The following is a 23599-nucleotide window of genomic DNA, read 5'->3' on the forward strand; positions in this document are numbered from 1 at the left end:
AGGAGATCGGACACTTCGTGCCCCGACGTCGGCGCTGGAGCCGGCCGGGCCGGTGTCTCTGCCATGACCGCTGCCGCGCTTCGCCTCGAAGCTCCTGCCGATCCCGTCCTCGCCGTCGCGCATCGCCTTTGCGACTTCCTCCAGGCCGGCGAGGTGATCGACGCCCGCCTGCTGCGGGACCTGCTTGCCTCCGCGGCAGGCCGCTCCGCCGCCGATGGCGGCTGGTCGATGCGCCACGCCTACGATGCGCTCGAACTCGCGCAAGTGCTCTGGTTGGGGTCAGCCGGTGCGGGCGTGGACCTCTCCAGCCCGTCGGTCGCGCTGGACGCTCTGATCGATCTGGGCCGCCGGCTGCCGACACAGACGGTGCGCACCGAAGACCAGCTCGTCTTCCAGCAATTCTCCACCCCTGCCCCGATCGCGTGGGCGATGAGCGTGGCGGCACAACTCCGCTCCTCCGACACCGTGCTCGAACCCTCCGCCGGCACCGGATTGCTCGTCTGGCCAGCGGCGAAGCTCGGGGCCGCCCTCGTGCTGAACGAGATCGATCCCGGTCGCCGACACTGTCTCCAACTGGCTTTTCCACAGGCCCGGATCAGCGATCACGACGGCGAACTCGTCGACGATCTGCTGCCGGTCGATGTCCAAGCCGACATTCTCCTGATCAACCCGCCTTTTGCGCGCTCCTTCGGCCGCCCGGTCGACCGGCATGCGGCCGCTCGGCACCTCCAAGCCAGCCTCCGCCGCCTCAAAAGCTGCGGACGCGCGGTTGCGATCATGCCGACCTGGTTCGACCGCCAGATGCTTGGATCGGAAGCGACCATCCGCCTTGATGCGGTTCTGCCCCGCGGCCTGTACGTGAAACACGGAACCGGCATTGCCGTCCGCCTGCTGGTCCTCGACAAGCTTCCGGCCGCTGATGAGGGTCCAGCCGAGCTGGAGATGCCCGACTTACCAGCGTTGCTGGACGCTATCCAACACCTGCCTGCTCGCGCGCGCCCGAGCGACCCGATGCCGCCTACTCCGCGCACGCGGCTGTCTCTGTTCCGCCGCCAGTCACAAACCCCGACGCCGCGCCCACAGCCGGGCGCTGTCGAGCCAGACGGTGAGCAGCCGATCGAGGTGGTGACCCTCGATGATCCCGCACCAGAAGGCGAGCCGGCCGGCATCTACATGGCATGGCGCCCAAGCCGCCTGGCGCTGCCCGGGGCCGCAGAGCATCCGACGCCGCTCGTCGAATCGCTCGCCATGGGATCGATCGCCGCGCCCAAGCCGGCCTACCAGCCTCTCCTGCCCTCCGGCGTCGTGCGCCAAGCCCTGCTGTCGGGCGCGCAGCTCGAGACGCTCGTCTATGCCGGCGGTGCCTTCGAGCGCGACCTGCCCGGCCACTTCGTCGCGGACGAAGCCGGCACCGACCTCACGATGGCGAAGGACGGGATCGCCTATCGACAGGGCTTCTTCCTCGGCGACGGCACCGGTGCCGGCAAGGGCCGGCAGATTGCCGGCATCATCCGCGATCAGCGGGCGCGGGGGCGCAAGCGGCACATCTGGCTCAGCAAGAACGAGGCGCTGCTCGAGGACGCGCGGCGCGACTGGAGCGCGCTCGGCGGCATGAGCCTCGACGTGCAGCCGCTGTCGCAGTGGAAGCTCGGCACGCCCATCACGCTCGACGAGGGCATCCTCTTCGTGACCTATCCGACGCTCCGCTCGGGACGGGAGGAGGTCACCCGTCTCCAGCAGATCCTCGACTGGGCGGGCGAAAGCTTCGAGGGCGTAATCGCGTTCGACGAGGCGCACGCGCTCGCCAACGCCGCCGGCGGCGAGGGTTCGCGCGGTCGCATCAAGGGCTCGGAACAGGGCCTCGCTGGTTTGCGGCTCCAGAACCGCCTACCCCGCGCCCGCGTCCTCTATGTCTCGGCGACGGGCGCATCGGACGTCGCCAACCTGAGCTACGCCAGCCGGCTCGGCCTGTGGGGCCCCGGCACCGCCTTTGCCACCCGCGAGGCGTTCATCACCGGTGTCCGCGCCGGCGGCATTGCCGCGATGGAGCTCGTCGCGCGCGACCTGAAGGCGCTCGGCCTCTACACCGCGCGGGCGCTCTCGTTCGCCGGCGTCGAGTATGATCTCCTCGAGCATGCGCTCACCTCCGAGCAGGTCCGCGTCTACGACGCCTACGCCGAGGCCTGGGCGATCATCCACCGCAATCTCGGCGCCGCGCTCGAAGCGACCCGCGTGGTCGACAGCGCGTCGGGCTCGACCCTCAACGCCAATGCCAAGTCGTCCGCGCTCTCCCGCTTCGAGAGCGTCAAGCAGCGCTTCTTCGCCCAGCTCTTGCTCTCGGCCAAGCTGCCGAGCCTGCTGCCGGCGATCGCGACCGATCTGGAGAACGGGAACGCGGTCGTCGTGCAGCTCGTCTCGACGTCCGAAGCCATGCTCGACCGCCGGCTCGCCGACCTGGATCCAGCCGAGCGCGAGACGCTCGAGATCGACCTTTCGCCGCGCGAATATGTCGTCGACTATCTGGTCCGCGCTTTCCCGACGCGGCAGATGCGGGTCTTCACCGATCCTGACGGCAACGTCCGCTCCGAACCCATGGTCGATGACCAGGGCCATCCCGTTCACTGCCGGGCCGCGATCGAGGCGCGGGACAGCATGGTCGAGCAGCTCTGTGCGCTGCCGCCGGTCGCCACCGCCCTCGATGCCATTCTCGAGCGGTTCGGCACCGACAGTGTCGCGGAGGTGACCGGCCGCACCCGGCGGCTCGTGCTCGACCGCGCCGGCCAGCAGCGGCTCGAACGCCGGTCGCCGCGCAGCAACCTCGCTGAAGCGCAGGCCTTCATGGACGGCAGCAAGAAGCTGCTCGTCTTCAGCGACGCGGGCGGCACCGGCCGGAGCTACCATGCGTGCCTCAAGGCCAGGAACCAGGCACGCCGCATCCACTATCTGCTCGAACCCGGCTGGCGCGCCGATGCGGCCATTCAGGGGCTCGGGCGCACGCACCGGAGCGCGCAGGCGTCCGCCCCCTTGTTCCGGCCCGTCACCACCGACGTGCGCGGCGAACGCCGGTTCATCTCGACCATTGCGCGGCGGCTCGATGCGCTCGGCGCGCTGACCCGAGGGCAACGGCAGACCGGCGGCCAGAATCTCTTCGACCCGGCCGACGACCTCGAGCGCGACTATGCCAAGGACGCGCTCACGAACTGGTACCGGTTGCTGTTCGTCGGCAAGCTCCAGTCGATCACCTGCGCGGACTTCCAGGAGCGATCCGGGCTCGCGCTGGAAGCCGAAGGCGGCGGCTTGCGCGACGATCTGCCACCCATCCAGCGCTGGCTCAACCGGCTCCTCGCCTTTCCGATCGCGCTCCAGAATGCGATCTTCGAGGAGTATCTCGGGCTGGTCGAGGCACGGGTCGCCGCGGCACGCGAAGCCGGAACCCTCGATGTCGGTGTCGAGACGCTCCTGGTCGAGACACTGACCGTCAGCGATGACCGTATCCTGCGGACCGATCCGTCGAGCGGTGCGACGAGCCATCTCCTCACCCTCGATCTCGAACGGCGGCCCCGCCCGCTCCGGTTTGAGGCGGCCCTGCGGCTCGCCGAGCGTGACGGCGCGTGCCTCCTCGTCAACGATCGCTCGGGCCGCCCGGCGGTCCGCTTGCATGCCCGCAGCCTTCTCACCGAAGAGGGGCTGCCGCTCCGCCGCTACGAGCTGGTCCGGCCTCTCCGCCGCGAGCATATCGGCCATGGCCAATTCGAGGAAACGCACTGGCGTCCCGCTGACAGCACGGCCTTCGCTGCGGCATGGAACGCTGAGGTCGAGGAGGCGACGGCATCGACGCAGAGCGAAACGATGCACCTCGCGACGGGATTGCTTCTGCCGATCTGGGATGCCCTGCCCGGTGACCATGTCCAGGTGCTGCGGGTCGTCGACGAGAAGGGCCGGTCGCTCCTCGGTAGGCCCGTTCCCGCGGCCGCCGTCTCTGAGCTGGGTCGCCGGTTCGGTCTCGACCTCGACCACGCCGTTCCGGTTCCTGCGCTGGTGTCGGGCGTGCTCGAGACCGGCCGCTCCTGTGCCATCCCCGGCACGCTCACGGCCCAGCTGAAGCGCTCGCTGGTGGGTGGGGAACGGCGGCTCGAACTTGCCGGCTTCGATCCGGCCCGCCTCGGCGAATTGAAGGCGCTCGGCTGCTTCACCGAGATCATCCGCTACCAGACCCGATTGTTCATCCCCGTGACCAGAGCAGCGGAGATCGTCGAGCGACTGTCCGGCGGCCGGTGAGCAGTCGACAGGCGGACGCTTATCTTCTATTTAGGTGTAACCACTAGAAAGGATCGATGATGGAAAGGGCGATCAGCGCCAGCGACGCGAACCAGCGCTTCTCCGAACTGCTCCGAGAGGTGCAGGAGGGCGAGAGCTTCGTCGTCACCTCGCGCGGTCGCCCCGTCGCCAAGGTCACACCGGTCGACGACCTCGACCGGCAGGGCCCCGAGATCGACGCTTTGCTCGACTTCGTCTCTACGATGCCCCGCCGCAGCGGCCAGGGTTGGCGACGCGAGGATCTTTACGAGTGAGCCGTATTGCGTTCGACACCAACGTCCTCGCCTATATCGCCGGGGTCGATAGCCATCCTGACGATGCCGCAAAGATCGACACCAGCCGCACGCTCCTGAGGCAACTACGGGGGCGGGCCTCGCTCATCGCTCCGGTCCAAGTCTTGGGCGAGCTCTACGTCGTGCTGAACCGATCGGGTGCTTCACGCGAGGAGGCACGCGAGACGGTGCTGCGCATGGCCCGAGCGTTCGGGACAGCCGACAGCAACAGCTCGGCCTTCCTCTCGGCGCTCGATCTCGCTGGCGCCCACAAGCTGCAGCTTTGGGACGCGCTGATCCTCAACGCGGCCGCCGAGGCAGGCTGCGCCCTCCTCCTCTCCGAAGACATGTCGAGCGGCTTTGCGTGGCGCGGTACTGTCGTGATCAACCCCTTCGCCGCATCGGTCGACGAACGCCTCAGCCGCCTGATCGCCTGATCGGGCATTTCCCGCACCGTTTGAGAGAGGAGGACGCGTCGGATGGCGCGAGCCGGCGTGAGCGCACGCGGGCTCGTCACCAGGAGTGAAGACGATGATCCAGACTATCCCGCTTGCCAAGCTCGTTCCCTCCAAGCGCAATGTTCGCCGCCGCAGCGATGCCGCCGCCGACGCCCAGCTCCGCGCCGACATCGAAGCGCGCGGCCTGCTCCAGAACCTGATCGTGACCGCCAACAAGAAGCCGCGCGGCACCTTCGCCGTCGAGGCAGGTGGCCGTCGCCATACCGCGCTGAAGGCGCTCGCCGACGACGGCAAGCTCGCTGCCGACTTCGCGGTGCCCTGCCTCGTGCTCGACGATCTCGGCAGCGCGGTGGCCGAGGCGAGCCTGGCCGAGAACTTCCAGAAGCTGGCGCTCAACCCGGCGGACGAATGCCTCGCCTTCCAGCACTTCATCGAACAGGGTTCGGACGTCGACGGCGTGGCCCGCCGGTTCGGCGTTACCGTGCGGTTCGTCGAAGGCCGCCTCCGGCTTGCGAGCCTCGCGCCGGTGGTGTTTCAGGCACTCGCCGACGGCGAGATCACCCTCGACATCGCCAAGGCCTATGCCTCGACTCCCGACCGCGAGCGGCAGGCGCATGTCTTCGACCAGATGAGCCGTGGCTATGGCGGGGCGCACCCGGACAGCATTCGGCGCATGATGACGCAGGCGACCGTCTCCGCCGCCGATCCGCGCGCCCGGCTTGTCGGCGAGGACGCCTACCTCGCAGCGGGCGGCCGCATCGACCGCGACCTCTTCGCGGACGACACCTCCACCCGCTGGCTCGACATCGCCATCCTCGAACGGCTCGCCAACGAGAAGATGGACGCCGCCGCCGCGACGCTCGCGACCGAGACCGGCTATGCCTGGATCCGCCCGACGCTCGACCGCTATGTCGACTGGCAGCAGACTGAGGGTCTCGAGCGGATCGAACTCAAGCCTGCGGCGCTGACCGGGAGCGAGCAGGAGCAGGTCGCGGCGCTTGAGGCTCAGGCGGCGGACAAGATCGCGCTGCTGGAAGACGAGGCGAGCAGCGACCAAGACCGGGCGGAGGCCGAGATTGAGCTCGAGAGCATCGAGAAGGCGGTCGAGGCGATCACCGACAAGCCGCCGGTGCTCGACGAGGCGCTTCGACCGCAGATCGGCGCCTTCCTCGTCCTCGGCCCCGACGGCACGCCGCGGCTGCACCAGACGCTCTACGTCGAGCGGATGCCGCAGGAAGAGAATGGGCCCGACGATGCCGATGACGAGGCGAGCGAGCCTGCCCCGCGGGCCGTCGGTCTCTCGCAGCGGCTGACCGACGAGCTTGCCATCCAGCGCCGCGATATCCTCGCGGTCCATGTCGCGGCCGATCCTGACTTCGCGCTCGATCTCGCGATCTTCCTGATGGTCGACCGCAAGCCCGGCCACGGGGTGGAGCGGTACGGCTCGTCACTCAGCGCCCGGCCACCTCAGGAGCCGGTGATCGGGTTCAAGACGCCCGAAGCGCCCGCCACTCTCGCCCGGGTGGAAGCCGACCAGGCGCTCGATCGCAGCTGGACCACTCTCGATACCGCCGAGGCGCGGTTCGACGCCTTTCGCGCGCTCGGGCCCGACGAACGAGCGGCGTGGCTCGGCCACGCGGTTGCCGGCAGTCTCGAGGCGAGCGTTGCGGGCACGGGCACTGGCGGCTGCCGCTTCCACGATCATCTGGGCCATCTGCTCGGCATCGACGTCGCCGCCTGGTGGCGGCCGACAGCGGCAAACTTCTTCGACAAGGTCACCAAGCCCGTCATGTTCGACGCTCTGGCCGAGATCGACGGACCCGTACTTGCCGCGCGCTACGGCAATGCCAAGAAGGCCGACCTCGCCGCCACCTGCGAGAAGATCTGTGCTGGCGACTTCATCGGCGAGGTCAGCACCAAGCAGGCGGCACGGGCGTGGCTGCCGGCCGCAATGCGCTTCGCACCCGAACCTGCCCGGCAAGCCGACGGCGATCCGGCCACGCTGCCGGACGAAGCGGACGCCAGCGCGACCGAGCTCGATCATGTCAGCGACGTGATCGACCGCGACGCTGCCTGAGCGGCACGCGGCATTCTGGGGCGGCCTCCACCGGAGGTCGCCCCTTGGTCTTCGGCGTCGCGAGAGAGGGGAGTCGGCTGTCGCCGGGGCGAGCCGATCCGGCTCGTGACCGCAAGGAGCCGCGCGATGCGCCACAGCCGATCCACCCCGCCGACCAGCCCCGCCGAGACGATCACCAACGCCATCATCGAACGCCTGGAGGCCGGCGTCAGGCCATGGCGCCAACCCTGGACCGGCGGTCCTGTCTCCCGGCCCTTGCGCGTCTGCGGAACGCCTTATCGAGGGGTCAACGTCATCTGGCTCTGGATGGCGGCACAATCACGCGGCTTCGGCTCGCCGACCTGGATGACCTACCACCAGGCACAGCTGCTCGGAGCCCAGGTGCGCAAGGGCGAGCGCGGCACGCTCGCCATCTTCTACAAGAGCTATACCAAGGAGATTGAGGATCCCGCGACGGGCGAGCGCGAAGACGAGGCGCGCCGCGTGCTGAAGAGCTTTACCGTCTTCAACGTCGACCAGATCGATGGGCTGCCCGAGCGGTTCCGGCCCGAGCCCTCGGCCTTGCCCGAGCCGAGCGCGCGCGACCACGACCTCGACGCCTTCTTCGCTGCCATCCCGGCGTCACTGCGCCACGGCGGCGGCGAGGCCTACTACATGCCCTCGACCGACCAGATCACCATGCCGGCGGTGTCGCAGTTCCGGACGCGCGACCTCTACCGGTCGACGCTGTTGCATGAGCTTGCGCACTGGACCGGGCACCGAAGCCGGCTGGACCGCTCGCTGGGTGGTCGCTTCGGGAGCGACGCTTACGCCATCGAGGAACTGACCGCCGAGCTCGCCTCGGCGATGATTGGCGCCGAACTTAGGCTGCCAGTCGACCATCTCGACGATCATGCGAGCTATCTCGGCAGCTGGCTCAAGGTCCTTAAGACCGATGCCCGCGCGATCCTGACCGCGGCAGCCAAGGCCGAGGAGGCCTCCGCCTATTTGCTGAAGCTCGGCCGCGCCGAGCGTCCCGCCGAGCTCTCGCTCGCCGCCTGACCCGCACCCTCTCGGCGACCTGCAGGGGTCGCTGTTTGCACCTCCTCTCCTCAGGAGATTTCCTCATGACGTACGATGTCGGCTACCGCTTCGCGCAGGCGCTCGATCCGAGCGGCCTCGACACCATCGCTGCCTGCCTCCACGCCATCCAGGCCGCTGCCAAAGACTGCCGGAACGCCGGCAAGCCGTTCGAGACCGACCCCGCCGTGGTGCTGCTCGCCCAGCATCTTGGAGCTGTCGCGACGACCACGATGCCGGATCGGCCCGCCCTTCGCACGCTCTGCGGCGATGCTTTGGCCGAGATTGCGCGCACCCCGCTGCTCACCCTGCTCGCCGCGCGCGGCGTCGATCATAACGCTGACGCCAAGCGGACCTTCCACACGGAAGCACGGCGGGCGCTGAAGCGGCTTGCCGACGCGCTGCACCTCGAGCGCGGCCGATACGACATTCGCGTCTGTGCTGGCGGTCCAGCGGTGTCGGGCGAGGTCATCCTCCACGGGGACGAGCTCTACTGCCAGGTCTCGATCGGCGGCTTCGGGCCGGGCGAGATCCTGTTCCGCCGCTGCCGAGGCCGGTCCGATTATGTCGGCGAGCGCAACCATTGGGCTCACATGACCGAGCTGGTCGACCACGTTCGGCTGGCGGCACGGATCGCACGTGAGATCGGGCTGGCATGCGCGCCCGAAAGCCAGCCGAGGCTCGTCGCCTGAGAGCCGAATACGAGGTCCGGCCAGTGCCGCGGTGCGGGCGCGAGAGGCCCTCTACCCGCCGGCGGTCCAGGCGCAACCCGCCCGCCTGCGGCCCGTGTTGCCTCGCTTGGGCTGGCGCCCTCGCGAGGCGGCCCGCGCCAGCCTTGTCGGGGAGTGGCGCCCGGCCCTGATGCCGCCGGGTGGGAGGGCACGCGTCGCCGCAGATCCGCGGCGTCTGACAGGAGACCTCTCATGCCGACCACCCTTGCCGCCCAACTCGCCGCGCTCGAACTCGGGCATCTCTCGATCGCCAGCGATCCCCGTGCGCGTCCCCTCGCCCGACCCGAGCCGGAAGCGATCGACCAGACGCTCGCCGCCGTCTGGTCCGACCTGTTCGCGCTGTTCACCGACACCATCCTCGAGGACCAGGCCGAGGAGCTTGGCTGGGGTTTCGTGAACCTCTTCCATCGCGCCGCGGCCAAGGCCTCGACCCGCATTGACCGGGCGACCGACGAGATCCGGCTGCTGCTCGCGACCAACGACGGCTCGGAGGTCCACACCGCTGAACTTGAGCAACAGGTCGAGCGCGCGCAAGCGGCCGAAGGCGAGATGCTGGCGCTGGAGGCACTCCGTGAAACGGCAGCCGCGCTCTACCTCGCCGAGACCAGCTCGTCCTGGAAGCCGGCGGGCGGATCGCGGCTCAGCCATGACGCGCTGAGCACGTCAGCGGTCGTGCAGGGACGCGAGTTCCTGAAGGCGCGTGCCGAGGGCAAGCGCCGGGCCGCGATGCCCGAGGGCACGCCGGTCGTCTTTGCCGGCGGGCGGCTAAGCTTCGGCAGCGCGGACGATGCTAAGGCCTATGGCGATGCGATCTGGCGCACGCTCGACCGGGTGCGCGCCAATGTCGCGGACATGGTCCTCGTCCATGGCGGCGACGGCAAAGGTGCCGACCGGCTCGCGGCGTCCTGGGCCGAGCGTCACAAGGTGCCGCAGATCGCGTTCAGTCTCGACACTCGGCTCGGCGCTCGGGCAGGCTTCCGCCGCAACGAGCAGATGCTCGGATTGAAGCCGCGCTACGTTGTCGCCTTTGCCGGCAACGGCGTGCTGGAGCGGCTCGTCATCCAGGCCAAGGAGCGCGGGATCGCCGTCGTCGACCGGCGTGGTCCACTCGGCACCAACCCCAAGCACCACGCCCGTACCTCGGGCAAAGCGGTCGCGGCTTGAACCCTTTCGGGCGCCGCTTCGGCGGCGCCCTTCCTCCGCGGCTGCAGGCTATGCCGCTTTCTGCTCCGGGGTCGGCGACGATCTCTTCTCGCTATCGCCGATCGCGAGCCGACCACGCTCTGACAGCGCATAGAGCCCCTTCTCCACACGCTCGAACCAGCCATAAACGTTGCGCAGCAGGATAGCGCCCGCATCCTCCGCGAGCCCGCGCAGATCCCTCGGGCGCTTCGGTCCATCCCGCATCGCCTCGGCGCACGCGATCGTGCGCTGGCGATACGCCGTCATGATCGGCTGGCGGGTCGATCCACCCTGGGTCGGGTCGCCCTTCCGACGGCGATGCTCGGCCACCAGCCGCCGTCGCTGCGGCAGGTTGGGACGCGGTCGGTAGGGCGCAGGCTCGGCGAGCACGGTGACCGTGCCGAGCCGCAGGTCGACCGCGAGCAGGCCCAGCCCCAGCAACCGGCAGAGCCGATGCACCCGGCGGTCCTGGTCGCGGCCGCGGCGCGTGGCCGGCACCGCGACATAGACGATGTCGGACGAGCGCGTCCGCTCGACCGCCTGCAGCAGCAGCTCGAGCGAGAAGGACAGCTTGAGCTCGGTGACGACCACGAGCGGGGGTTCGCCAGGTGCCAGTCCGACGATGTCGCAGCCGCAGATCTCCCCCTTCACCTCGAACCCATGACGCTCGAGGAAGCGCTTGATCGGCGCATAGAGCGCGGTTTCGCAGACAGGTGCGTACGTTTTCATCCGGCCTCACTAGCCCGCGCCTCCATCTCCTCAAACCGCCCGCCCGCGCGGTGAACACTGCTGCGGGGTGGCCTGTCGTGCACCCTTGCGTAAGAGCATCGGCAATGATCCCGCTTCTGCTCCTGGCCAGCGTCGTCGCCCCCGGCACGACCTTCACCTGCACCCCCGTCGCGGTCTGGGACGGGGACGGTCCGATCTGGTGTGCGGAAGGGCCGCGCATTCGGCTGGAAGGCATCGCCGCCCGCGAGATGGACGAGACCTGCCGGCCAGGACATCCCTGTCCTCGCGCCAGCGGTCGCGCCGCACGCGACCATCTCGTCGCCCTTCTGGGCGGGGCCCGCGGCACGCTCCGCACCGGGCACATCGTGGTCCGTGGTTCCCCTCTCACCTGCGTATCGAACGGTTCAGCGAAGGGCGATCGGACCGGCGCCTTGTGCCGTTCTCAGCAAGTCGGCGACCTCTCCTGCGCGATGGTCCGGGACGGCTATGCGCTGGCGTGGGCCCGCTACGGCGGAAACCGTCTGTGTCGATCGGCGCGAACCTCCAGCAACAGACGGTAGCACTTTCGGGCGCCCGCGATCCGGCCGGGTCAGGACCATTCCCATCGACTGCTCACCCCTATGGCGGGCGCGAGCGCAGGCAACCCTTCCCGACCAGGCCCGTGTTGCTCCGGCTTCGCCTCCGCTGCCCGCGCCAGCCTTGGTCTCTCAGGGTTCCCCTTCCGGCCCTTCGGGCCGCTCGGTGCCTCCGCCCGGCTGCCTCGCCATGGCCGGGGCTCCGTCGATCGGGACGGTCCCGACGATCCGAAAGGAACAGCGCCATGACCAACACCGTTCTTCTCGTCGGCAATCTCGGCACCGATCCCGAGACCCGCTCCACCCGCGGCGAGACCCGCGTCACCACCCTCAGCCTCGGCACCAGCCGTCCCAAGCGCGATCATGAGGGCAAGACCTTCAAGGATGCGAACGGCTACACCGCCAAGGAGACCGAGTGGCACCGCATCACCTGCTTCAACGGCCTCGGCAAGACGGTCGCGCAATACGCGACCAAGGGCATGCTGGTGTCGGTGCGCGGCCGCATCCACTACAGCAAGTGGACCGATCGCGAGGGGGTTGAGCGGTACGGCTGCGAGATCATCGCCGAGGATGTCCAGTTCCTCAGCCGCGGCAAGTCGGCGAGCGGCGGCGAGCCTTCCGGCCAGAACGACATCGACGACGACCTGCCCTTCTGACGGCCCGGAATACGCCCCGGCGGCACCGCCGCCGGGGCTCCTTCGTCATGCCTGGGGAGGGCTGCCGAAGTGCCGCGTGACGATCGCGTCGAGCCGGCGGGTGAGCAGGCTCGCAAGCGCCAGCGCATCACGCTCGGCGTCGAACGGATCGCGCTGGCAGGCTGAGACGATCGCATCGCGCAGCCAGTAGCTGGTCGCCGGATCGGCCAGCATCGCGATGACCTCGGCCACATCGCTCATCGGCTCACGGGTGATCGGGTCAGGCATCGCCCTCTCCCTTCACCGCCGGCTGGATCGTCCCGTCGCGCGGTCGCGTTCTGCCGGCAGCGGGCTCACCGCCGTTCCCCTTGAGCGCCAAGCGAATCGCCTGTCTCAGGCCTTCGGCGCCCAGCGCACCGCCGCCGGCATCGAGCGCGATCAGCCCCAGTTCGAGCGCGGCAGCACGCCGCAGCTCCTCGCGCCGGCTCTCGAGCAGGCGCCGTTCCTCGTCATGTCGGGTAAGCGCATCCAACGCGCTCGGCTTCTTCTTGGCCACGACCATTCTCCTGTCGGTCGAAGCCCCTTCCGATTCTCTCTTCGCCTAGCCGCGTACCTGTAGGAAAGGGATTTCTGCGGGAGACCGGAGCAGGTCCTCCCCTCCAGCGTGCCGCATCCAATCGGCCGCCGCGGGCATCGAGCCCGCGCCGGCCGAGCTCTTCTACTCGCTCGACATGGGGAAGCATGACAGCGGCGAAGACCGGGCCTCAAGGACGACGGGGCCCCACCATTTTTCCGGCCGATCGAGGTCTGCACTCCACCGCCGGCGTCAGCGCGCGGCCGAAAAAATCGTGACCCCCATCGCCGCTGACGCGGCCGCTCCTGACGGAGCGGTCCCTGACCCCCGATCTTCCCCGCTGTCCCTCAGACGCCGTCTTTCACTTGAACATTGAGAGGACGGACGATGACCTTCTACAGCCCGATCATCACCACCGCCGCCGCTGCTGCTGCGGAGCACGACGCCTATATGGCCGCCTACGCCAGGGCCGCCGCCAGGGCGCCCTACAGCTACTTTGACCAGCACATCATCCGCACCGACGATGGCTGCTACTGGGTCGCTGACGAGGGTGACTACGAAACCCTGATGCAGGACCTGGTCGACCGGATCGTCCACACCGTGGCTGCCGGCCGCAGCGACGAATCCTAAGCCGGCGAGAGGGGCAGACAGCCTCTCTCGCTTTGCTCGTCCAGAGCAGCGTCTTTCTCCCCGAGCACGCCTGCCACGTTCATTCCCGGCTGATTACACCCTCGTTGCAGAGCCTAAGTTCGCGCCGGCGATCCCACCGGGCACCCCGATCAAGACCCGATCGTCAGTCCATCCAACCCGACCGCAGCACTTCGACGATATGCCGCAAAGGGAGCACACCCTATGCGGCAAGCCCGCAGGACAAGCGTTTGAAGACCCTCGCCAAAACCGGTCCCACGGGCAGACACATTTCGTGGTTCCTTGTGGGACGAACAGTAAACCGTTGATTTCCTTTGCTGGAGCCGCCGAGCTGCCACGAGCGAAAGCGTTTTCCTACAGCCCCCGTCCGCTGCTAGATCGACCCTGCCTTGCGACGCGCGACCATGCTCCTCCGGCTCATCGGAGATGTGCATGTCGTACCATCATTTCATCACCGTTCGCATGAGCGGCGCGATGCGCGCTGAGCTCGATCACCTTGTCGCAACCCGCAACACCGACATCGGCAAGCTCGTGCGCGAACTGCTTGCCCGCGAACTCAGGGGCGCGCCCGACCGGATCAGCGAGGCGCTCGGACAGCTCCTATTCGTGGCGATCGCGCTCGACGAGCTGCTCGCCGTTCATCCCGATCCCGACCTGCGGGCGACCGTGATCCGGTTGTGGCGCGAGGCGACCTCCGAGGAGGGCCGGTTCCATGCGGCATAAGCTTGTCAACTTCACCCGCGGCAGCCAGCTGATCGGGCATTTCGGCTTCATGTTCGCGGCCGGCCTCAAGGGCCCTGCCCTGGTCGCGACGGCCGTGTTCGGCGGCCTTATCTGGTGGCGCGTGAACGGCGCCCTGAGCGACGCCGAAAGCTACCTGTGCTGGATGCGGATCTACGTCGCCGGCTACACCTGGTTCGAGTTCGATCCCGGCAAGCCGGTCAACCTGGCCCGCGACGGTGCGCCGATCCTCGTGCCGATCGCACGTGCCGCCACGCACCCGTTGATGGCCACAGCCTGGGCCAAGTGCATGGTCGCGGTTCGCGGCGGGGCGGTACTCGCCGCCTTGATCACGGTGCCGGCGACCATCGCCTTTGCCTGGGCGGCGGCCTGGTTCGGACGACGCTCGAAAGAGAGCCGCCACGAGCGCGGCGCGACGCTGGCAACCCTGCCGGCCCTGGTGACCGAGATCGAGGCACATAACCGGTCCGAGCGCGCGGTCGAGTATCGCCGCATCCTCGGCCCCGGCTGGCGGCTTTCCTCAGCTGCCGAACGCCAGGCGGCCAACCTCTACCAGCCCTACACGCTCGCTGGCGTGCCCTTCCCATGGCGGCTCGAGCAGAGCCACGTCATGCTGATTGGCACGACCGGCACCGGCAAGACCGTCTGCCTGCGCGACCTGCTCGGCCAGGTGCGGGCGCGCCGCCACCGCGCGGTGATCTTCGACCTGACCGGGGCCTTTATCGAGGCATTCTTCGACCCGACACGCGACGTCATCCTCAATCCGCTCGATGCCCGCTGCCCGCAATGGTCGGTCTTCGAGGACTGCGTCGACGAGGCGGGCTTCACCGCGGCGGCGGAGGCAATGGTCCCTCATGACGGCGGCGGTGCCGAGCAGTTCTGGGTGCTCGCCGCGCGCATGCTGTTCGTCGAGATGTGCCTAAAGCTGGTCGCGGAAGGCCGGGCAACCAACCTCGCGCTGTCGACCGAACTCATGACCGCCAGCCTCGCCCATGTGCACCAGCTTATGCAGGGCACGGTGGCCGACCCGCTGACCGCGCCCGAGGCGGCGCGGATGGCGGAGTCGATCCGCGCCGTCTTCAACGCCAACGCGAAGGCGCTGCGGATGCTGCCTGTGGATGGTCCCCGCTTCTCGGTTCGCCGCTGGGTCGAGGGCGAGGGCTGCCCCGGCAGCTTCCTCTTCGTCTCGGCGCGCTACGTCGACATGGCGGTGGCCTCCCGGCTGCTCACCGTCTGGATGGACACCGCCATGAACACGCTCATGGCGGGACCTCGCAGCCCCGACCTGAAGCTCTGGTTCCTGTTCGACGAGCTCGGCGCGCTGCACCGCCTGCCGGCGCTCGAAAAAGGCCTCCAGACCGCCCGCAACTATGGCGGCGCGATCGTCGCGGGCGTCCACGCTTACGCCAAGCTCAAGGAGACCTATGGCGACAACATGGCGATGACGCTCGCCGCGCTCGCCCGCACCAAGCTCGTGCTCGCCACCGCCGACCGCGAGTCCGCCACCTGGTGCTCCGACTTCATCGGCCACCGCCAGTACCGCGAGATGGAGGAGGGTTATAGCTACGGCTACAACAACGCGCGCGACGCGGTGAGCCTTACGCCGCGTCGCCAGATTGAGCCGCTCCTTCTACCCGACCAGCTGATGAACCTGCCGCGCCTTCAGGGCTACCTGAAGTTCCCCGACGGCTTCCCGGCCGCACCCATCCGGCTCGACTATGTCGGCTTCACCGGCATCGCTGCGCCCTTCGAGCCGCGGCCGCCGCTCGCGCCCCGTCCTGCCATCGCACCATCGTCGGCGCGAGCAAGCGACGCAGCCGGCGAAGCGCCGCCGGGCGCCAACGACCAGGGTCCAGGTCCCCGGAACGCGCGCGAGGAGGACGCCTCGACAGGAAGAGATCTGCGCGGCACGAACGCCGACCAACCCGAGCCCCGTGCCGCCGATCCAGCCGATCGCCACTTCAACCCGGCGCTTATCCGCTCGGCCGGGGCGGTACCCGAGGTGTCGTCTTCGCCAGACGGCCAGAGCTTGGACGAGCCGTCGACCGCGGCTCGCCCGGCAATAGCGAAGCCACCCGGCTCAGGCGGAGCGACGGTCGAGCCGTTCAAGGAGCCAGGCGAAGGATCAAGGGCCGAGCGCGCGGGTCGATCAGGCAGGTTCGATCCCGGCCGGAGCGTGCGCCCCCTGCCCTCGCCCGAGAACATCACCCGTCGTGAGCTTCGGGAAGGGATCGCGCCTTCCGAGGACAGGTCGACCGACCAACCTGACCTCGGCTTCTGACCCTCATGTTGTCGGTCGCGAGCGTCAGGTCGGCCAAGGGCGCCGCCGGTTATTTCGCGGCCGACAACTACTATGCGGCCACCGCGCCAGAGGCTGCCGGCGAATGGGTCGGCAAGGGTGCGGCCGCGCTGGGCCTCACCGGCAAAGTCGACCAGGCCGTCTTCGAGGCGCTCCTCAAAGGAACACTCCCGAACGGCGCGCAGGTCGGCGTCGCCGACCGCCATAGTGCGGGCGTGGATCTCACCTTCTCGCTCCCCAAGAGCTGGTCGCTGCTGGCCCTTGTCGGCGGCGATCGGCGGATCATCGAAGCCTATCGCGCGGCGGTGAAGGACACGCTCGCCTGGGCCGAGCGCAATGCGGCCGAGACCCGGATGGAGGTGCGCGGGACCGAGAAAGTGGTGCCGACCGGCAACCTAGTGGCGGCCCTGTTCGAGCACGACACCAGTCGCGCGCAGGACCCGCAGGCGCATCTCCACGCGGTGGTCGCCAACGTTACGCAAGGGCCCGACGGCAAGTGGCGGGCGCTCCACAATGGCAAGCTGTGGCAGCTGAACACGCTCCTCAACGCCGTTGCGATGGCAGGCTTCCGCGAGCGCGTGGAGGCGCTCGGTTACACGCTCGGCGACCGATCCAAGCACGGCAATTTTGAAGCGGCCGGGCTTACGCGCAACATGCTGATGGCGTTCAGCACACGCCGGCAGCAGATCCTCGCCAAAATTGCCGAACTGGGCAATCGCAGCCCCGCCGCGTTCGACGCCGCGACGCTGATGACCCGCGCCCGTAAGGACGCGATCGAGGACCGCGCCGCGCTCTACACCGCCTGGCGCGCGAGCGCCGCCGAGGCCGGCATCGATCTCCAGGGGCTCATCGCCGCTGCCGATCGCGGGACTGCCACGGACATGTCGCCCTGGTCACGCCTCGCCGCCTTTGTCGGCCAGACGACAGCGCGCGGCCGCGAGCTGGTCCAGGCTGTCCAGCAGAAGCTCGGCATTGAGAAAGCCGACCCGTATCTGCCCCGCTACACCAAGGCGATGAGCGCCACCGAGTTCGCTGCAACACACGCCGTCGCATCGGCTGTCCGGCACCTGGAGGAGCGCGAGGCAGCATTCGCGAAGACCGACATCTTCAAGGCCGCGCTCGACACTGGTCTGCCGGTCGGGATCGACGCCGTTGAGCGGCGCGTCGAGGCGCTGCTGGCTACAGGCCAGCTCGTTGCCGGCACCGGCCGGCGCGACCAGATGGTCACTACGGCACGGGCGATCGAGACCGAGCGCGCGATGCTGGCAGCGGTGGAATTGGGCCGCGGCGGCGGCGCGTGCTACGTCGCGGCAGACGTCGCGGCGGCCAGGCTGGACGACGCTGCCCAGGCGCGATCCGGTATCACCCTCAACCCCGGACAGCATGCTGCCGGCGTCATGCTGCTGAACTCGAAAGATCGGATCGTCGCAATCCAGGGTGTTGCTGGCGCCGGCAAGAGCAGCGTGCTCGCCCCCGTTGCAGATCTCATTCGCCAGGCCGGCAAACCGGTCCTCGGCCTCGCGGTCCAGAACACCCTGGTCCAGATGCTCCAGCGCGAAACCGGCATCCAGTCCATGACCGTGGCGCGTTTCCTGAAGGCTCATGAAGGGCTGCTCGGCCCCGCACCGGATCGCGTCCGGCTCGCCGGCGCGCGTGCCAGCCTGGGCGGTGCCGCCCTGCTCGTCGACGAGGCGTCGATGCTGTCCAATGGCGATCACCTGAAGCTCGTCCAGCTCGCCAATTTGATCGGGATCGGCCGCATGGCGTTCGTCGGCGACGCGCGGCAGCTGGGCGCGGTCGATGCCGGCAAGCCCTTCTCGGTGATGCAACAGGCGGGCGCCCCGACGGCGCAGATGAGCCAGAACCTCCGGGCACGCGGAGAGGCAGTCCGCATCGCCGCTGCCGCCGCGCAGATCGGGGCGATTGATCGCGCGATGGAAGCGCTCGCGCCCTACACCGTCGAGGCACCAGAGCGCGCCAGCGCGGAAGCCGCCGAGCGCTGGCTCGCCTTGGCACCGGCCGACCGCGAGCGGACCGCGATCTACGCTTCGGGTCGCCGGCTGCGCGCCGAGGTCAACGAGAAAGTCCAACAAGGGCTGGTCGATCGTGGCGATATCGGGACCGACAAGCTCGCGGTGACGGTGCTGGACCGGGTCAGCGTCACCGGAGAGGAGCTGCGTTACCCGCACAGCTATGCCGAAGGCATGTTGGTCGAGATCAGCCGCGCCCAGGTGGCTCAGCGGCTCCCCCGCGCCCGCGCCGTGGTCGAACGGGTCGACGCCGGCCGCGGCACCGTCACGCTCCGGCTCTCGGGCGGCGCAGAACGTACGTTCCGGCCCGATCGGCTGCGGATCAGGGCGGGCGAGAGCCCGCTCCAGCTCTACGAGGCAAAGGCGCTCGAACTGCACGAGCGGGACCGGATCCGGTGGACGGCAAACGACCATGATCGTGGCCTGTTCAATGCCGACCAAGCGCGGATCACCGCGATCGCGTCAGGCAAGGTGATGCTGGAGACGAGCCAGGGCCGCAGCGTCACGTTGAAGCCGAACGATCTCATGCTCCAGCGTCTAGACCTCGCCTACGCGCTCAACGCCCATATGGCGCAGGGGCTGACATCGGACCGGGGCATCGCGGTCATCGAGACGCGGGACACCAAGCTGGTCAACCAGCAGACCTTCCTGGTGACCGTCACCCGGCTACGAGACTCGCTGACGCTCGTCGTCGACAATGCCGTCCGGCTCGAACGCCAGCTCGTCCGCAATGCCGGCGGAAAGACATCCGCGCTGGAGACCAGCGGCAAGGTTCTCCCTGCAAGCCCCGAGCCGGCCCGGCAACCGACGCGGGCCGCTGAGCCGGAGAAGGGTCTCGATCTCGAGCCGGCGCGCACCAAGCCCTATGACATCGGCATCTGATTCGGCGCTTCGGGCCTGCAAGGCAGCTGCCCGGGTGTGGCGGAATGGTTCAGCCTGCGTATGTTGCGGGTCCATGCCGATGACCGAGGACCAGGAACGATGAGCCGAGGCGCTCGCGATCGAGCGGCTTCATGGCGAGCGCGCCAAGGCATGGGTCGCCGAGCGGATCGTGGCGTTCCGGCAGGCAGGCGACAGCAAGGGAGTGGAGCGTTTCTCCATCCTCGACGCGTGTCTGGACCAGCTTCAGTTCGGTCCGGCTCGCGGCCAATGAGATGAGCATGACGAGGCGATCGACCGATCCCCTGAACCAGCCTGCCGCCCGCTCGTTCGGACCTGATGTTGTCGCTCAAGATTGCGTCCTCGGCCGAAGCTTCAGCCCCACCGCCGGTGACGCCGGACGGCCGCTACATCGTCGTGCGCGGCCGGCTCTGGCGACGTGCCAATCCTGATCTCGATGCCGAGCAGCGGAGAGCGCTCACGGCCGAACTGATGAACGCTCGCCGGGCGGTCGGTGCAGCCCTGAAGGGCCGCGACGACGCCGCGCTCGCGGCGGCGCGGACACGGGTGAATGAAGCGAAGATTGCTCTCGGCGAGCGTGGACCTGTCTGGTGGAGCGACGGCACGCCTGACCAGAACCGGCGGATGGCGCGGAACACCCGCTATGCCGACTGGTACGAAGCACTCGGGAGCACAGCATGAGCGAGACCGAGGCGCTGGGTCTGCCACCCGAGGCGTTCGCCAAGCAGGACGGCGGGTCCGACCTCGACTTCTACGCGCCCACCCGCCTCGTCACACATATCGATGAGGCGGCAGTCGAGGCTCTGACCAGACACTATGCATCGAGGTTGAAACCAGGCGATCGCGTCCTCGACCTCATGTCGAGCTGGGTCAGCCACCTGCCGCCCGGCCTGGATCTCGAGGTCGTCGGCCACGGCATGAACGCGGAGGAGCTCGCCGCCAATCCGCGCCTCGGCCGATGGTTCGTCCAGGACCTCAACCAGGATGCTGTCCTGCCGGAGGCGGACGAGGCGTTCGACGCGGTACTGGTGTGCGTCGGCGTACAATATCTCCAGCACCCTCTGGCGGTGTTTCGCGAAATCCGGCGGGTGCTGAAGCCGGAGGGCGTGGCAATCGCCAGCTTCTCGAACCGGTGCTTTCCGACCAAGGCGGTCGCGATCTGGCGCGCGCTCGACATGAGTGGCCAGGCAGCACTCATCCGGCTCTACCTGGAAAAAGCCGGCTTCCAGGATGTCCAGGGGCATCTGCTCGCGGACGGACGGTCGGGCGATCCGCTGATCGCAGTCGAGGCGCGCAGCTGAGCTCAGCCGAAGCGGATGGCGTCCTCCAGCCCGGCAGCCTTGCCAGCCATGCCGGGCACTTCCTCGAACTGCCGCACCGCCTCGAACCGCCCGCGCTCCTCGCGGTAGCGGACGATCTCGAACCCGTGCCCCTTGAGCTGCGGCACAGCGTCGATCTCGTCCGCCGATGCCGTGTTGATGTCGATCATGCCTTGTTGCTCCACAGCCGCGTGAGCGGACCTCTGTTGCCCTCGGCCGGGTCGGCCTGCGGCAGCGGCACGGCGGCGATGCGCGCGAGCGTTGCCGTGTCTGCCGCCCGGCGGCAGACATCCCAATCCTGCCCTTCCGGGTAGGCGCCCACCAACAGGAAGTCGTCGCTGGCCCTGATCCGGCAATGCCCAGTGCCGGCCGGCAGCACGAGAAGATCGCCCGCCTCGATCCGCACCTGTCGGCCGCCCTCCCCGCCGAGCATCAGCTCGGCCGAGCCGATGGTGCAGGCCAATGCTTCGTGCGCCGTGGAGTGGTAGTGGTGGTAGGGGTAGACGCCGTCGCGCCAATCCGGACGCCAGTCATTCCGGCGAAGCGTCGCCTCGATCGCTTCCGGATCGCCAACGGGCACGATGCCGCGATAGACCAGCACCGGCAGCGCCGGATTGTTAGGCACCCAGCCGTTCGGGCCCAGCATCAGGGTGTCGGGCTCGCTCACAGGTTAGCCTGCTCGTCTCGCGGCAGGTCCGCGTCGGGTGGGTAATAGAGGCCGGCGCACTCCTCACGGAGGCACCCGCCCTCGATCAAGATATCGTCGCGATAGGCGTCCGCGATGAAAGACAGCGTGTCGACATGCCGCGCCTCGAAATACATCGGATGCACGTCCTTCCGTCCTGCGCCGTAGACGACGCGACCGACCTTGGACCAGATCGAGGCCATGGTGCACATGCCGCAGGGCTGGAGCGTCGAGTAGAGCGTCGCCCCGCGCAGCTCGAGCTCGCCCGTGCCCTCACAGGCGCGGCGGATCGCCATCATCTCGGCATGCGCGGTGGCGTCGGGCAGTTCTTGGGTCTGGTTGCGCTCGCCTGCGATCTCGCGGCCGTCGAGGACGATTACCGAGCCGAGCGGCGAGGTGGACGGGTCCGAACCCTTTGAGCGGGCGATCTCGATCGCCCGGCGCATCCAGCGCTCGTCATCCTCGTTCATCGATACCTCCGCGTGCCCAACGTCGGGCCGCGGCAGATGGTCCTATCGGCGGGATGGCACGTTGTGCGCCCATGAAGACGATCCGCTTCCCCGACGGCACGACTGTCCCCGCACTGGGTCAGGGCACCTGGATGATGGCCGAGGATCCGAGCCGCCGCGGCCAAGAGATTGCCGCGCTGCGCGAAGGCGTCGAGCTCGGCCTCACCCTGATCGACACGGCCGAGATGTACGCCGACGGCGAGTCCGAGCGCCTCGTCGGCGAGGCGATCGCCGGCATGCGCGACCGCGTCTTTCTCGTCAGCAAGGCTTATCCGCAGAATGCCTCCGCCAAGCGGCTGCCGCGCGCGTGCGAGGCGAGCCTCGAGCGGCTGGGCACCGACCGGCTCGACCTCTACCTGCTGCACTGGCGCGGGAGCGTGCCGCTGGCCGAGACCGTCGAGGCGATGGAGCGACTGGTCGCGGCCGGCAAGATCGTCCGGTGGGGCGTCAGCAATCTCGATGCCAACGACATGGAAGAGCTGGTCGCCGCCGGTGGTGAGCGATGCCAGACCGACCAGATCCTCTACAATCTGACCCGCCGCGGGCCCGAGCACGACCTGATCCCCTGGCTTGCCGAGCGACGCGTGCCGGTGATGGCCTACAGCCCCGTCGAGCAGGGACGCCTGCTCGCCCATCGCGGACTGGCCGTCATCGCGCGTGAGCGTGGCGTCACGCCAGCGCAGGTGGCGCTTGCCTGGCTGCTGGCGCGCGATGGGACCGTCGCCATTCCCAAGGCGGGATCGGCGCCCCACGTTCGTGAGAATCGCGCGGCGGCGGACCTGGACCTCTCCGACACCGATCTCGCGCGGCTGGACGACATCTTCCCGCGGCCGCCCGGACCTGTGCCGCTGGAGATGCTCTAGCCGCCCGCGGGCTCGAAGTCGTGGACGGTGCCGGGCTGCGCCGCCACAAAGCGCCGTGGCGGCAGCCCCGCTGCCGACAGCGCGGAGGCGAGCGCCAGACGCGGCGCGTCGCGCGCCTCGTCGGTGAGCTGGAACGTGCCCCAGTGGATGCCGAGCGCCTGGCCGGCACCCACGTCCTTGAAGATACGGACCGCCTCCGCCGGGTTGACGTGCTGCGCGCTCATGAACCAGCGCGGCTCGTAGGCACCGATCGGAATGAGCGCCACGTCCGGCGCGCCGAGCCGCTCGCGCATCTCCCTGAAGATCACGCCGTCACCGTAGCCCGTATCACCCGCGAACCAGACCGAGCCGGAGGGTGTGGTCAGATGATGCCCTGCCCACAAGGCCATGCGCACGTCGGTCGGCCCGCGGTTCGCCCAATGACAGGCCGGGGTCAGCGTGGTCGCGATCCCCTCGCCCAGCGGCAGCCGGTCCCACCAGTCGCCGACGATGCAGCGCGCGTCGGGAACAGCAGCGCGGACGATGGCATCGTTGCCGAGTGGCATGGCCATCAGCGGCGCATGATCCGCCTGGAGCCGGCGCAGCGTCGCGACGTCGAGGTGATCGTAGTGGCAGTGGCTGATGAGCACGGCATCGATCGGCGGCAGGTCCTCGAACGCGATTCCCGGCGCCGTCACCCGCTTCGGCCCGGCGAAGGCGACGGGACTGGCGCGCTCGGACCAGACCGGATCGGTCAGGACGTTCCGGCCCGCCGCCTGGATCAGCAGCGAGGCATGCCCGACCATGATGATCCGGAGGCCTGCGACCCGCGACTCCGGCTTGGCCGGGGTGACCGGCACCGAGACCGGCCACTTGGCGGCACCGCCAGCCAGCTTCCAGCGCAGCATGGCGGTGAGGCCGCGATCGGTCGATGGCTGTCCCGGGTTGAAGAAGCGGACGCCGTCGAAATGGTTGGTGGGCGGTCCCTGATAGTAACGATTGCGCGCCATCGGCTTC

The 23599-nt window shown here is 68.8% G+C and carries 23 protein-coding genes and 1 pseudogene; 17 read left to right on the forward strand and 7 right to left on the reverse strand.

The genetic code is table 11. From position 1 onward, the window contains the following. Positions 1 to 63 precede the first annotated feature (63 nt). From COC42_RS05655 to COC42_RS05685, 7 genes are all read left to right on the forward strand, one after another. Positions 64 to 4278 carry a strawberry notch-like NTP hydrolase domain-containing protein gene (locus COC42_RS05655; RefSeq protein ID WP_176484566.1) on the forward strand — a complete coding sequence of 1405 codons (4215 nt, stop codon included), beginning with the start codon at positions 64 to 66 and terminating at the stop codon, positions 4276 to 4278. A 59-nt stretch (positions 4279 to 4337) separates the two neighbouring features. After that, positions 4338 to 4571: a type II toxin-antitoxin system Phd/YefM family antitoxin gene (locus COC42_RS05660; RefSeq protein ID WP_096342219.1), complete on the forward strand. Its 234-nt coding sequence runs from the start codon at positions 4338 to 4340 to the stop codon at positions 4569 to 4571. Further along, on the forward strand, positions 4568 to 5026 hold the full coding sequence (locus COC42_RS05665) for a PIN domain-containing protein (RefSeq protein ID WP_096342220.1): 459 nt from the start codon (positions 4568 to 4570) through the stop codon (positions 5024 to 5026). The genes COC42_RS05660 and COC42_RS05665 overlap by 4 nt, the downstream gene beginning before the upstream one ends. Before the next feature lie 94 nt (positions 5027 to 5120). After that, a complete protein-coding gene (locus tag COC42_RS05670) occupies positions 5121 to 7124 on the forward strand; it encodes a ParB/RepB/Spo0J family partition protein (RefSeq protein WP_096343122.1) in 2004 nt (667 codons plus the stop codon). 126 nt (positions 7125 to 7250) lie between these two features. Further along, the gene (locus COC42_RS05675) at positions 7251 to 8165 is read left to right on the forward strand and encodes an ArdC family protein (protein WP_096342221.1); all 915 of its coding nucleotides are present in this window, start codon (positions 7251 to 7253) and stop codon (positions 8163 to 8165) included. A 65-nt stretch (positions 8166 to 8230) separates the two neighbouring features. Further along, the gene (locus COC42_RS05680) at positions 8231 to 8875 is read left to right on the forward strand and encodes a hypothetical protein (protein WP_096342222.1); all 645 of its coding nucleotides are present in this window, start codon (positions 8231 to 8233) and stop codon (positions 8873 to 8875) included. Positions 8876 to 9106: 231 nt separating this feature from the next. Continuing rightward, the gene (locus COC42_RS05685; protein ID WP_096342223.1) at positions 9107 to 10078 is read left to right on the forward strand and encodes a DUF2493 domain-containing protein; all 972 of its coding nucleotides are present in this window, start codon (positions 9107 to 9109) and stop codon (positions 10076 to 10078) included. Positions 10079 to 10126: 48 nt separating this feature from the next. On the opposite strand, the gene COC42_RS05690 is transcribed toward COC42_RS05685, so the two are convergent. After that, positions 10127 to 10825 (reverse strand): DUF2161 family putative PD-(D/E)XK-type phosphodiesterase, encoded by a 699-nt coding sequence (locus tag COC42_RS05690; RefSeq protein ID WP_096342224.1) that lies wholly within the window; start codon positions 10823 to 10825, stop codon positions 10127 to 10129. Between the two features lie 104 nt (positions 10826 to 10929). On the opposite strand from COC42_RS05690, the gene COC42_RS05695 reads away from it, so the two are divergent. Together COC42_RS05695 and COC42_RS05700 are read left to right on the forward strand one after the other, a co-directional pair. Continuing rightward, positions 10930 to 11385 carry a thermonuclease family protein gene (locus tag COC42_RS05695; protein ID WP_096342225.1) on the forward strand — a complete coding sequence of 152 codons (456 nt, stop codon included), beginning with the start codon at positions 10930 to 10932 and terminating at the stop codon, positions 11383 to 11385. Positions 11386 to 11645: 260 nt separating this feature from the next. Continuing rightward, on the forward strand, positions 11646 to 12056 hold the full coding sequence (locus COC42_RS05700) for a single-stranded DNA-binding protein (protein ID WP_096342226.1): 411 nt from the start codon (positions 11646 to 11648) through the stop codon (positions 12054 to 12056). 45 nt (positions 12057 to 12101) lie between these two features. Here COC42_RS05700 and COC42_RS05705 read toward each other — a convergent pair whose 3' ends face one another. Continuing rightward, entirely contained in the window at positions 12102 to 12323 is a 222-nt protein-coding gene (locus COC42_RS05705) for a hypothetical protein (protein WP_217991259.1), read from the reverse strand. Continuing rightward, positions 12316 to 12591 (reverse strand): DUF6437 family protein, encoded by a 276-nt coding sequence (locus tag COC42_RS05710; RefSeq protein WP_141395785.1) that lies wholly within the window; start codon positions 12589 to 12591, stop codon positions 12316 to 12318. Before COC42_RS05710 ends, COC42_RS05705 begins: the two co-directional genes overlap by 8 nt. A 405-nt stretch (positions 12592 to 12996) precedes the next feature. On the opposite strand from COC42_RS05710, the gene COC42_RS05715 reads away from it, so the two are divergent. The 7 genes and pseudogenes from COC42_RS05715 to COC42_RS05745 all read left to right on the forward strand — a co-directional run bounded on the left by COC42_RS05715 (position 12997) and on the right by COC42_RS05745 (position 20528). Then, entirely contained in the window at positions 12997 to 13239 is a 243-nt protein-coding gene (locus COC42_RS05715; protein ID WP_096342228.1) for a hypothetical protein, read from the forward strand. 450 nt (positions 13240 to 13689) lie between these two features. Continuing rightward, complete coding sequence (locus COC42_RS05720; protein ID WP_141395786.1) at positions 13690 to 13980, forward strand: hypothetical protein; 291 nt, start codon at positions 13690 to 13692, stop codon at positions 13978 to 13980. Then, positions 13970 to 16279 carry a type IV secretion system DNA-binding domain-containing protein gene (locus COC42_RS05725; RefSeq protein ID WP_096342230.1) on the forward strand — a complete coding sequence of 770 codons (2310 nt, stop codon included), beginning with the start codon at positions 13970 to 13972 and terminating at the stop codon, positions 16277 to 16279. Before COC42_RS05720 ends, COC42_RS05725 begins: the two co-directional genes overlap by 11 nt. A 5-nt stretch (positions 16280 to 16284) precedes the next feature. Beyond that, the gene (gene mobF / locus COC42_RS05730) at positions 16285 to 19209 is read left to right on the forward strand and encodes a MobF family relaxase (RefSeq protein ID WP_096342231.1); all 2925 of its coding nucleotides are present in this window, start codon (positions 16285 to 16287) and stop codon (positions 19207 to 19209) included. Positions 19210 to 19324: 115 nt separating this feature from the next. Further along, positions 19325 to 19480: pseudogene (locus COC42_RS18190) on the forward strand (hypothetical protein); the annotation flags it as partial. Positions 19481 to 19548: 68 nt separating this feature from the next. Further along, positions 19549 to 19908, forward strand: coding sequence for a hypothetical protein (locus tag COC42_RS05740; RefSeq protein ID WP_245843873.1), 360 nt, complete (start codon positions 19549 to 19551; stop codon positions 19906 to 19908). Beyond that, positions 19905 to 20528, forward strand: a complete 624-nt coding sequence (locus COC42_RS05745; RefSeq protein WP_096342234.1) for a class I SAM-dependent methyltransferase — start codon at positions 19905 to 19907, stop codon at positions 20526 to 20528. Before COC42_RS05740 ends, COC42_RS05745 begins: the two co-directional genes overlap by 4 nt. A 2-nt stretch (positions 20529 to 20530) precedes the next feature. Here the strand turns inward: COC42_RS05745 and COC42_RS05750 are convergent, their stop codons facing one another. Genes COC42_RS05750 through COC42_RS05760 form a run of 3 tightly spaced genes read right to left on the reverse strand, consistent with a single transcriptional unit; the run spans position 20531 to position 21701 of the window. Next, on the reverse strand, positions 20531 to 20716 hold the full coding sequence (locus COC42_RS05750; RefSeq protein WP_096342235.1) for a helix-hairpin-helix domain-containing protein: 186 nt from the start codon (positions 20714 to 20716) through the stop codon (positions 20531 to 20533). Further along, positions 20713 to 21213 carry a cupin domain-containing protein gene (locus tag COC42_RS05755; protein WP_245843874.1) on the reverse strand — a complete coding sequence of 167 codons (501 nt, stop codon included), beginning with the start codon at positions 21211 to 21213 and terminating at the stop codon, positions 20713 to 20715. Before COC42_RS05755 ends, COC42_RS05750 begins: the two co-directional genes overlap by 4 nt. Continuing rightward, a complete protein-coding gene (locus tag COC42_RS05760; RefSeq protein ID WP_096342236.1) occupies positions 21210 to 21701 on the reverse strand; it encodes a nucleoside deaminase in 492 nt (163 codons plus the stop codon). Before COC42_RS05760 ends, COC42_RS05755 begins: the two co-directional genes overlap by 4 nt. A 71-nt stretch (positions 21702 to 21772) precedes the next feature. Between COC42_RS05760 and COC42_RS05765 the strand changes: the two genes are divergently transcribed. Then, positions 21773 to 22603 (forward strand): aldo/keto reductase, encoded by an 831-nt coding sequence (locus COC42_RS05765; protein ID WP_096342237.1) that lies wholly within the window; start codon positions 21773 to 21775, stop codon positions 22601 to 22603. On the opposite strand, the gene COC42_RS05770 is transcribed toward COC42_RS05765, so the two are convergent. Continuing rightward, on the reverse strand, positions 22600 to 23592 hold the full coding sequence (locus tag COC42_RS05770; protein ID WP_096342238.1) for an MBL fold metallo-hydrolase: 993 nt from the start codon (positions 23590 to 23592) through the stop codon (positions 22600 to 22602). The two genes, COC42_RS05765 and COC42_RS05770, sit on opposite strands and share 4 nt — an antisense overlap. Positions 23593 to 23599: the final 7 nt, after the last annotated feature.

Source organism: Sphingomonas spermidinifaciens (assembly GCF_002351485.1).
Lineage (GTDB): Bacteria > Pseudomonadota > Alphaproteobacteria > Sphingomonadales > Sphingomonadaceae > Sphingomonas > Sphingomonas spermidinifaciens.